The following is a 9,807-nucleotide window of genomic DNA, read 5'->3' on the forward strand; positions in this document are numbered from 1 at the left end:
GGGGCTGGGGGGCCTTCACCGCCTACCTGGCCTCGCCCGCCTTGCTCACCAGCCTGTGGAACAGCGTGTGGGTGTCGCTGCTGGTGACCGCCATCGTGCTGCCGCTGGCCTTCGCCTTCGCCTATGCGCTGACCCGCAGCTGCATGCCGGCCAAGGCGCTGCTGCGCACGGTGATGCTGCTGCCGCTGCTGGCGCCTTCGCTGCTGTCGGCCATCTCGCTGATCTACTGGTTCGGCAACCAGGGCGTGGCCCGGAACTTCTGGACGGCGCTGGGGTTCACCGGCATCTACGGCGCATCGGGCATCGTGCTGGCCGAGTGCTTCGCGGTGTTTCCGCACGTGCTGATGATCCTGGTCACGGCGCTTTCGCTGGCCGATGCGCGCCTGTACGAGGCGGCCGATGCGCTCGGCACCGGCACGCTGCGCAAATTCTTCACCATCACCCTGCCGGGCGCCAAGTACGGGCTGATCTCGGCCGCGCTGGTGTGTTTCACCCTGGTCATCACCGACTTCGGCATTCCCAAGGTCGTGGGCGGCAACTTCAACGTGCTGGCCACCGACGTCTTCAAGCTGGTCATCGGCCAGCACGACTTCCAGCGCGGCGCGGTGGTGGCGCTGCTGCTGTTGTTGCCCGCGGTGCTCACCTTCGCCATCGACGGGCTGGTGCAGCGCCGGCAGACCGCCACCCTCACGGCGCGCGCCGTGGCGCTGGTGCCCCGGCGCGCGCGCGGATTCGATGCGGCCATGGCGCTCTATTGCCTGTGCATCGCCGCCCTGGTGCTGGCCATGTTCGGCATGGCGGTGTTCGCCTCCTTCGCCAAGCTGTGGCCGTACAACCTGTCGCCCAGCCTGGACCATTACGTCGCGGGCCTGATCGATGCCGACCTGGCCGATGCCCTGGCCAACAGCCTGAAGCTCGCCTGCGGCACGGCGGTGGTGGGGACGGCCGTGGTGTTCGTCGGCGCCTACCTGCTGGAAAAGACCCGGGGCCTGCAAGCCCTGCGGCCGGTGGTGCGGCTGGCGGCCATGCTGCCCATGGCCGTTCCCGGCCTGGTGCTGGGCCTGGGCTACATCTTCTTTTTCAACGCGCCGGCCAACCCGCTGCACGGCCTGTACCAGACGCTGCCGCTGATGGTGCTGTGCACGGTGGTGCACTTCTACACGACCGGCCACCTCACCGTGGTGACGGCGCTCAAGGCGCTGGACACCGAGTTCGAAGCGGTGTCCGCCTCGCTCAAGGTGCCGCTCTACAAGACCTTCTGGCGCGTGACGCTGCCCATCTGCCTGCCGGTGCTGCTGGACGTGTCGCGCTATTTCTTCATCAGCGCCATGACGACGATCTCGGCCGTGGTGTTCCTCTACTCGCCCGACACCCGGCTGGCCTCGGTCGCCATCCTGAACCTGGACGAGGCCGGCGATACCGGCCCGGCCGCGGCCATGGCGGTGTTGATCGCCGCCACCTCGGCGGTGGTCACGCTGCTGTACCTGGCCGCGGGCCATTGGGTCGAGCGGCGCACCCAGGCCTGGCGGGCACCGCTCCGATGAAGGCGATGAACCCCTGAAAACACAGCGCGCAGCGACGAAGACCGCCCTGCCGCCTGGAAAAAGCACCATGGAAACCCACCCCACTTTCGACGTGATCGTCGTCGGCGCCGGCATCGTCGGCCTGGCCCATGCCTACACCGCCGCCCGGCGCGGCCTGAAGGTCTGCGTGGTCGAGCGCGACGCGGCCTGCGTCGGCGCCTCGATCCGCAACTTCGGCTTCATCACCGTCACCGGCCAGGGTGCGGGCGACACCTGGCGCCGCGCCCGACGGGCCCGCGAGGTGTGGGGCGAGGTCGCGCCCCAGGCCGGCATCGAGGCCGTGCACCACGGCCTGTACCTGACGGCATTCAGGCCCCAGGCCCTGTCCGTGCTCGAACAGTTCATGGGCACCGAGATGGGCGAGGCCTGCGAACTGCTCGGCGTGGCCGAGGCCGCCCGCCGCGCGCCCGCGCTGCAGCTGGAGGGCGCCCAGGGCGTGCTCTACAGCCCGCACGAGATGCGGGTGGAATCGCGCACGGCCATCGGTTTGCTGACCCAATGGCTGGCCGAGGCGCATGGCGTGGTGTTCCGCTTCGGCGAGGCGGTGCTGGAGGTCGCCACGCCGCGGGTGCGCACTGCACGCGCCGTGCTGCACGCCGAGCGCGTGGTGGTCTGCACCCATTCGGACATCCACGGCCTGTTCGCCGAGCGCCTGGCGCCGCAAGGCCTGCGGCTGTGCCTGCTGCACATGCTGCGCGTCATGCCCGAGCCCGGCCTGCGGCTGCCCGGCTCGGTCATGGCCGACCTGAGCCTGGTGCGCTACCGGGGCTACAGCGACCTGCCCGCCGCCGCCGCGCTGCGCGAGCAACTCCAGCGCGAAGAGGCCGAATCGCTGGCCAACGGCATCCACCTCATCGTGGTGCAAAGCGCCGACGGCTCCCTGGTGGTGGGCGACTCGCACCACTACAGCGCCGCGCCGCAACCCTTCGCCGACGAGCGGGTGGACGACCTCATCCTGCGCCACCTGCGCGACACGGTGAAGCTGCAGGCCTGCCGGGTGACCGAGCGCTGGGTGGGCATCTACCCCTCGTCGGCCACGACCGACTGCCTGATCGACCGGCCCGACGACGCCACCCGGCTGGTGATCGTCACCAGCGGCACCGGCGCCAGCACCGCCTTCGGCATCGCCGAGGACACCTTCGGCGCATGGTGAGCCGTCTTTCACCCAACCCTTTCCCCACCGCGCCACGATCAGGACACGACATGGGCATGCCTCCTTCCACCACCACGCTGAGCGCCGTCGTCTTCGACTGGGCCGGCACCATCCTCGACTTCGGCTCCTGCGCGCCGATGGGCGCCTTCGTGCGGCTGTTCGAACAATTCGGCATCCGGATCGGCATCGAGCAGGCCCGCGGCCCGATGGGCGTCGCCAAGTGGGACCACATCCAGGCCCTGAGCCTGCTGCCCGAGGTCGCCCGGCAATGGGAGCGCCTGCACGGCCGGCCCTTCGCCGATGCCGACATCGACCACCTCTACGAAGTCTTCACCCCCATGAATGCGGCGGTGGTGGCCGATTTCGCCGATTTCATTCCCGGCGCGCTGGACACCGTGGCCGCGCTGCGGGCCCGGGGGCTGAAGATCGGCTCCACCACCGGCTACAACCGGCCGATCATGGACATCCTGTCGCCCATCGCCGCGGCCGGCGGCTATGCGCCGGACAACCTCGTCTGTGCGGGCGACCTCGTGTCTGGCCGCCCTTCGCCACTCATGATGTTCCGCTGCTTCGCCGACCTGGGGGTGTGGTGGCCCGCCACGGTGGTCAAGGTGGACGACACCGAGGTCGGCATCCAGGAGGGGTTGCACGCGGGTACCTGGACGGTGGGCGTTGCCGTCAGCGGCAACGCGATGGGGCTGCCGCTGGCCGAGTGGAACGCCCTGCCGCCGGCCGCGCAGCAGGCCCGCCGCGAAGCGGCCGCTGGCAAGCTGCAGGGCGCGGGCGCGCATTACGTGATCGATTCGGTGGCCGACCTCCTGCCGGTGATCGACGATATCGCCGGCCGCCTGGCCAAGGGCATCCGGCCCTGAGGCGCGCTGCCGGACCCCCTTGCGCTACGATTCCGCCCTTGGCTCGTCCCTTCGGCACATGAAACAGTACCTCGACCTCGTTCAGAACATCTTCGACAACGGCAGTTGGCAAGACAACCGCACGGGCGTCCGCACCCTGAGCCTGCCGGGCGCGATGCTCCGGTTCGACCTGCAGGAGGGCTTTCCTGCCGTCACGACCAAGAAGCTCGCCTTCAAGTCGGTGGTGGGCGAGTTGGTGGGCTTTTTGCGCGCACGCCGCAGCGCGGCCGATTTCCGGGCGCTGGGCTGCAAGGTCTGGGACCAGAACGCGAACGAGAACGCGCAGTGGCTGGCCAACCCCTACCGCCTCGCCGAGGACGACCTGGGTTCGGTGTATGGAGTCCAGTGGCGCCAGTGGCCGGCCTACAAGCTGATCGACCCGGCGCTGCCGCAGGGCCCGGCGCAGATCGCGGACGCGCTCGGCCGGGGATACGAGGCCATCGGCACGCTCGGCGGCGAGGACGGCAAGCCGTCCGGCGTGCTGCTCTACAAGGCCGTCGACCAGCTCCGGCAGTGCCTGGACACGCTCATCCAAGACCCCGGCAGCCGCCGCATCCTGTTCCACGGATGGAACTGGGCGCAGCTGGACGAAATGGCCCTGCCGCCGTGCCACCTGCTGTATCAGTTCCTGGCCAATCCGGGCAGGAAGGAAATCTCGCTGTGCCTGTACATCCGGAGCAACGATGTCGGGCTCGGCACGCCGTTCAACCTGGCGGAAGGGGCGGCGCTGCTGCACCTGGTGGGCCGTCTCACGGGCTACACGCCGCGCTGGTTCACGTACTTCATCGGGGATGCGCACATCTACGAGAACCACGTGGACATGCTTCGCGAGCAGCTCACGCGCGAACCCCACCCGCTGCCCAAACTGGTGCTGTCCGACCGCATCCCGGACTACGCCGTCACCGGCACCTACGCGCCCGAATGGCTGGAGGCGGTCGAGCCGTCGGACTTCTCACTCGAAGGCTACCAGCACCACGCCCACATCACGGCCCCCATGGCCGTGTGAATATCGCGGGGTGGCGTGCCGAAACGCCCATGGGCGGCATGGGGCGCGATGGATTCGGGGGCATCAGCGGATAAGCTCGCCGGTTGCTTCCCCGATTCCAAGGAAATCCGCCCCATGCGCCTTTCGTCCTCTTTGCCATTGTTCGCCGCAGCGGTGCTGGCCGCCGGCTGCGGCACCCACGTGCCGCTCACGCCCCCGGCCTCCACGTCCTCTCCCGCCAAGCCGGCCGCGTCCGCTGCGACGGCTGCGGCACCGGCCGCCGCCAACCGCTGGGCCAGCGTGCAGGCGCAGGTGGGCCGCAAGCCTTCGGAGGGCTCGGACTTTCTGCGCACCGGCCCCATGGGGGTGCGGGTCAAGGAACTGCTCGGTCCCGTCAACCACCCGGAGTTCCTGCAGAACATGGCCGTCAGCACGCCGCTGCGGCAGGAGGGCGGCCTGCTCTACATCACCGGCCGCCGGTCGACCCAGCCGGACGCCCAGGCGGCCGCGGTGGTGGTGGACCCGTCGCGCGACGCGATGCGCGTGTGGCTGCAGACGGGCGACGAGGAATGGGACGTGCAGGATGCCGGCGCGCCGGTGCCCCTGCCCGCCGACGTGCGCAAGGTGCTGGAAGACGCGCGGCGCTGATCCCGCCGGGCCGCCCCGGTGGCCCGGCCGTCAGGCGCCGTGCACCGGCAGCATGCAGTGCGGGTTCATCAGCCCCTGCGGGTCCAGCGCGCCCTTGATGGCGCGCATCATGGACAGCGCCACGGGCGACTGGTACTTCTCCAGCTTGTCCACCTTGAGCGCGCCCACGCCGTGCTCGGCCGAGAACGAGCCGCCGAACTGCGCCACGGCTTCGTAGACCAGGTGGTTCACGCGGGCTTCCTCGTCGCGCAGGAAGGCCTTGGCATCGCCCTCGGCCGGCGCCTGCACGTTGTAGTGCAGGTTGCCGTCGCCCAGGTGCCCGAAGTTGACCAGCCGCACGCCGGGAATCTCGCGCTGCAGCAGCGCGTCGGCGTATTCGACGAAGGCGGGGATGCGGGGGATCTGCACCGAGATGTCGTGCTTGATGTTCAGCCCTTCCTCGGCCTGGGCCAGCGGAATGTTTTCGCGGATGTGCCAGAGCTGGTGCGCCTGCGCCAGGTTCTCGGCCACGACCGCATCGGTCACGCAGCCGGCCTCGAAGGCGGTTTCCAGCAGCGATTCGAAGCGCGTGCGGGCGTGCGCCTCCGACTCGCTGTCGCTGTTTTCCAGCAGCACGCCGTAGGGCACGTCTTCCTGGTCGATGAAGGGCACGCGCAGCTGCGGCATGTGCTTGGCCACCAGGCTCAGAGCGAAGCGGCCCATCACCTCGAAGCCGGTCAGGCCCGCGCCCAGGTGCTTGTGCGCCAGGGCCAGCAACTGCACGGCGTGTTCCATCGACGGCACCGCGGCCCAGGCCGTCAGGCTGGCGGCGGGCTGCGGGTAGAGCTTCATCGTCGCGGCGGTGATGATGCCCAGCGTGCCTTCACTGCCGATGAACAGGTCGCGCAGGTCGTAGCCGGTGTTGTCCTTGCGCAGGCCTTTGAGGCCGTCCCACACCTCGCCCTGCGGCGTGACGACTTCCAGCCCCAGGCACAGGTCGCGCGTATTGCCGTAGCGCACGACCTGCGTGCCGCCGGCGTTGGTGGCCAGGTTGCCGCCGATGGTGCAGCTGCCCTCGGCCGCCAGGCTCAAGGGGAACAGCAGCCCCGCCTTCTCGGCCGCGTCCTGCACGTTCTGCAGGATGGCGCCGGCCTCCACGGTGAGCGTCAAATTGTCGGCGTCCACCGCGCGGATGGCGTTCAACCGCGTGAGGCTGAGCAGCACCTGCGTGCCGGTCTCGTCGGGAATGGAGCCCACCGCCAGCCCCGTGTTGCCGCCCTGCGGCACGATCGCGGTGCCGGCGGCGGCGCAGGCGCGCACCACGGCAGCCACCTCCTGCGTGCTGCCGGGCCGTACCACGGCCAGCGCCTTGCCGCGCGCGCGGCGGCGCCAGTCCTGCTCCCAGGCGGTGAGGTCGCCTTCGGTGAGTACATGGGCGGCGCCGACGGTCTGGCGCAGGGTGTCGATCAGGGTGGACATGGTGTTCTCGAATGCTCGCGAAAAACGGGGAATGGAAGGGGCGTGGGGCGGGGCCGTTTTGGGGTGTTCAGGGCGTGGACGGGGCCGGTGTCGCCGCAGCCGCACGCGCGTGCTTCTGGCGCAGGCGCACATGCAGCGCGCAGGCGGCGAACAGCGCCAGGCACAGCGCCACTTCGACCAGCGCGAGCCACCGGCCAGGGGCCGGATCGCTCCAGGCGCGCACCACGCCTTCGGTGAAATACAGCCACACCACCAGGCTCACCCAGCGGTAGGTGTACATGCGGTGCTTGAGCAGCCCGGCCAGCGGGAACGCCAGCGGCAGCGCCTTGAGCGCCAGCCACGAGCCGCCGGGCCGCAGCGGGCTGAGCCACAGCTCCCAGGCCAGGCTGAGCACGATCAGGCCGAGCAGGCTGCCCACGGCGAGCCACCGGGTGGCCGCCACGTCGGGGGCGGCCGGGGCGCCGGTGCCGGATGCGGCGCGGTGCGCGCCGGGAGAGAGGGGGGAAGAGGCCATCGGGGTGGCATCATATCGGCCATGCCTTTAGCCCCACTCGCGCAGCGCTTCGAAGCCGTCCTGGCCGATCTGTCGCACTTTCCCTGGCGCACCACGGCGCATACCCTGCGCGAGCGCTTTCGCGAGGACCGCCTGGGCCTCACCGCCAGCAGCCTGACCTTCACCACGCTGCTGGCGCTGGTGCCTTTCTTCACCGTGGCGCTGGCCGTGTTCACCGCCTTTCCCATCTTCGGCACCCTGCAGACGGGGCTGCAGCGCTGGCTGGTGGACAGCCTGGTGCCGGACAGCATCTCGCGCCAGGTGCTGGGCTACCTCACGCAGTTCGCGGCCAAGGCCAGCGGCCTGGGCGTGGCGGGGTTTTCGATTTTGCTGGGCACGGCGCTGGCGCTGGTCCTGACCATCGACCGCACCCTCAACAACATCTGGCGCGTGCGCCGGCTGCGGCCCCTGGGCCAGCGCGTGCTGATCTACTGGGCCGTCATCACGCTGGGGCCCCTGGTGCTGGCGGCCAGCCTGGCGCTCACCACGTCGGTGGCGTCCTCGGCCTCGCGCGGCCTGCACGACGCGCTGCCCGACAGCGCGCGGCTGCTGTTCGATTCCATCGAATTCCTGCTGCTGGCCGGCGGCACTGCGGCGCTGTATCGCTACGTGCCCAACACGCAGGTCAAATGGCGCCATGCGTGGTCGGGCGGCGTGTTCGTCTCGGTGGGCATCGAGGTGGCCAAGAAGGTGCTCGGCCTGTACCTGGCCTCGGTGCCCACGTATTCGGTGCTGTACGGCGCCTTCGCGACGCTGCCGATCCTGCTGGTCTGGATTTACGTGGCCTGGGTGATCGTGCTGCTGGGCGCGGTGGTGGCGGCGTACCTGCCCAGCCTGCTCAACGGGGTGGCGCGCCGGGCGAGCGGCCAGGGCTGGACCTTCCAGCTGGCGGTGGAGGCGCTGCAGGCCCTGCACCGGGCACATGAGACACCGGCCCGCGGCCTGCGAATGAGCGCGCTGTGCCAGGCGCTGCGCGTGGATGCGCTGCAGCTGGAACCCGTGCTGGAGGCGCTCACCGCCCTGGACTGGGTGGTGCAGGTCAACGAAACCGCCGCCGGCGTGCCCGAGACCGTAGAGCCGCGCTACCTGCTGGTGGCCGATCCCGCCGCCACGTCGCTGGAGCCGCTGGTGCAGCGGCTGCTGATCGAGCGGGCCGACAGCCTGGAGCGTTTCTGGGGCAACACGGGCGTGTCCGTGCTCAAGATGGCGGATGTGCTGCCCCGCCCGGCGTGAGTCACGGCGGGCATTTGCTATTGTTTTTGTAGCTATATGCCCTAGTGGAATCTGCGCTAGAGCCTATTTTTTGCCCAGCTGCTGCCCGACCGCCGTGCCCGCCAGCACCGCGCCTTCCAGCGTGGCGGGGTAGGGCCCGCGCACATAGTCGCCGCAGGCCCACAGCCCCGGCGCGATCGCGTTGGACGGGCGCTGCAGCGCGGGCGTGCAGGCGAAGGTGGCGCGCTTTTCCACCACTGTCTGCACCAGGTCCAGCGCCGGCAGGCCCAGTTGGCGCATGGCCTGGCGCAGCACCTGCTGTTCGCGCTCGGCACGGTCGCCCTCGAAGGCGCTCACCACCAGGGCCAGCAGGCCCGGCGGGCCGCCGAGCACGCCGCGGTCGAAGGCGAACTGGGCCGGTTCCTGCATGGAAGAGCGCAGCGCCAGCATGGGGCTCTCCAGCACGGGCCCCTGGGCGCCCGGCACCTGCGCATAGACGGTGGCGATGGCGGTGAAACGCATCGCCTGCGCCACGGCCGCCCAGTCGTACAGCGCGGAGCACAGCGCGTTGCGCGGCGCGGCCTGCGCGGAGCCCGCGCACGCGGCCACCAGCCTGGCCGCATCGCTGCTGGGCAGGGCCAGCACGGCGGTGTCAAACGCCTCGCCATCCACCGTCCAGCCACTCGATGGCGGTGACTGGGGCGCGATGGCCTGCACCCGGCGCGCCCGGTGCACGGTGTGGCCCTGGGCCTGCAGCCATTGCGCGGCGGGTTCGGGAAACAGCGCGCCCAGGTCGGTGCGCGGCAGCAGCAGGTTGGAGCCGCCGCGCCCGCTGAAGAGCGCATCGCGCAGCACGCGCAGGAACACCGTGGCGCTGGCTTCGGCGGCGGGGGTGTTGAGCGCCGAGACGCACAGCGGCTCCACGAACTCGGCCATCAGCTGCGGCGGCAGGCCCTGGCTGATGGTCAGCACCGTATCGCCGGGCTCGCAGCGGAATCCGCCCAGTCCCCACATCCAGCGGGCGGTGGTGGTCATCAGCGCCAGCCGCTGGCGCAGGCCCCAGCCCCGGGCGGTGGCGATGCCCCACACGGCGTCCCAGGGGGGCGCGATGTCCGGCAGGCGGATGCCTTTGCCGTCGGCGAAGCGCAGCGACAGCGGCAGGCGCAGCAGGGCCGCTTCCGGGTCCACGCCCACCTGCGCCATGAGGTGCAGGCACTCGGTGTAGGCGCCGATCAGGATGTGCTGGCCGTTGTCCAGGGGCGGCGGGGCGCCCGGCGCACCGGGCGCATCGGTGGCGGGCAGGG

General features: G+C 70.5%; 9 protein-coding genes. 6 read left to right on the forward strand and 3 right to left on the reverse strand.

The features are described from left to right. The 5 genes from AC27IO_RS16175 to AC27IO_RS16195 all read left to right on the forward strand — a co-directional run. Positions 1–1,544: putative 2-aminoethylphosphonate ABC transporter permease subunit (locus tag AC27IO_RS16175; RefSeq protein ID WP_498739669.1), on the forward strand; the 1,544-nt coding region annotated here is incomplete at its 5' end. Positions 1,545–1,611: 67 nt separating this feature from the next. Further along, positions 1,612–2,736, forward strand: a complete 1,125-nt coding sequence (locus AC27IO_RS16180) for a TIGR03364 family FAD-dependent oxidoreductase (protein WP_498739671.1) — start codon at positions 1,612–1,614, stop codon at positions 2,734–2,736. A 50-nt stretch (positions 2,737–2,786) separates the two neighbouring features. Then, a complete protein-coding gene (gene phnX, locus AC27IO_RS16185; RefSeq protein ID WP_498739673.1) occupies positions 2,787–3,608 on the forward strand; it encodes a phosphonoacetaldehyde hydrolase in 822 nt (273 codons plus the stop codon). A 58-nt stretch (positions 3,609–3,666) separates the two neighbouring features. Further along, the gene (locus AC27IO_RS16190; protein WP_498739675.1) at positions 3,667–4,653 is read left to right on the forward strand and encodes a thymidylate synthase; all 987 of its coding nucleotides are present in this window, start codon (positions 3,667–3,669) and stop codon (positions 4,651–4,653) included. Positions 4,654–4,767: 114 nt separating this feature from the next. Continuing rightward, positions 4,768–5,280: an Ivy family c-type lysozyme inhibitor gene (locus tag AC27IO_RS16195; protein WP_498739677.1), complete on the forward strand. Its 513-nt coding sequence runs from the start codon at positions 4,768–4,770 to the stop codon at positions 5,278–5,280. A gap of 30 nt (positions 5,281–5,310) precedes the next feature. Here the strand turns inward: AC27IO_RS16195 and AC27IO_RS16200 are convergent, their stop codons facing one another. Together AC27IO_RS16200 and AC27IO_RS16205 are read right to left on the reverse strand one after the other, a co-directional pair. Continuing rightward, positions 5,311–6,738: an FAD-binding oxidoreductase gene (locus AC27IO_RS16200; protein WP_284407721.1), complete on the reverse strand. Its 1,428-nt coding sequence runs from the start codon at positions 6,736–6,738 to the stop codon at positions 5,311–5,313. 67 nt (positions 6,739–6,805) lie between these two features. Then, positions 6,806–7,252, reverse strand: a complete 447-nt coding sequence (locus AC27IO_RS16205) for a DUF2069 domain-containing protein (RefSeq protein WP_498739679.1) — start codon at positions 7,250–7,252, stop codon at positions 6,806–6,808. Positions 7,253–7,273: 21 nt separating this feature from the next. On the opposite strand from AC27IO_RS16205, the gene AC27IO_RS16210 reads away from it, so the two are divergent. After that, positions 7,274–8,524, forward strand: coding sequence for a YihY family inner membrane protein (locus AC27IO_RS16210; RefSeq protein WP_284428914.1), 1,251 nt, complete (start codon positions 7,274–7,276; stop codon positions 8,522–8,524). A 63-nt stretch (positions 8,525–8,587) separates the two neighbouring features. Here AC27IO_RS16210 and AC27IO_RS16215 read toward each other — a convergent pair. Then, on the reverse strand, positions 8,588–9,807 hold a 1,220-nt coding region (locus tag AC27IO_RS16215; RefSeq protein ID WP_498739681.1), incomplete at its 5' end, for a hydroxysqualene dehydroxylase.

This window comes from Acidovorax sp. KNOB132 (genome assembly GCF_057541515.1).

Excerpts from the sequence above, each read along its gene's own strand:
- AC27IO_RS16180 (WP_498739671.1), top strand. The coding sequence starts at position 1,612 with ATGGAAACCCACCCCACTTTCGACGTGATCGTCGTCGGCGCCGGCATC.
- phnX (WP_498739673.1), top strand. The coding sequence starts at position 2,787 with ATGGGCATGCCTCCTTCCACCACCACGCTGAGCGCCGTCGTCTTCGAC.
- AC27IO_RS16190 (WP_498739675.1), top strand. The coding sequence starts at position 3,667 with ATGAAACAGTACCTCGACCTCGTTCAGAACATCTTCGACAACGGCAGT.
- AC27IO_RS16195 (WP_498739677.1), top strand. The coding sequence starts at position 4,768 with ATGCGCCTTTCGTCCTCTTTGCCATTGTTCGCCGCAGCGGTGCTGGCC.
- AC27IO_RS16200 (WP_284407721.1), bottom strand. The coding sequence starts at position 6,738 with ATGTCCACCCTGATCGACACCCTGCGCCAGACCGTCGGCGCCGCCCAT.
- AC27IO_RS16205 (WP_498739679.1), bottom strand. The coding sequence starts at position 7,252 with ATGGCCTCTTCCCCCCTCTCTCCCGGCGCGCACCGCGCCGCATCCGGC.
- AC27IO_RS16210 (WP_284428914.1), top strand. The coding sequence starts at position 7,274 with ATGCCTTTAGCCCCACTCGCGCAGCGCTTCGAAGCCGTCCTGGCCGAT.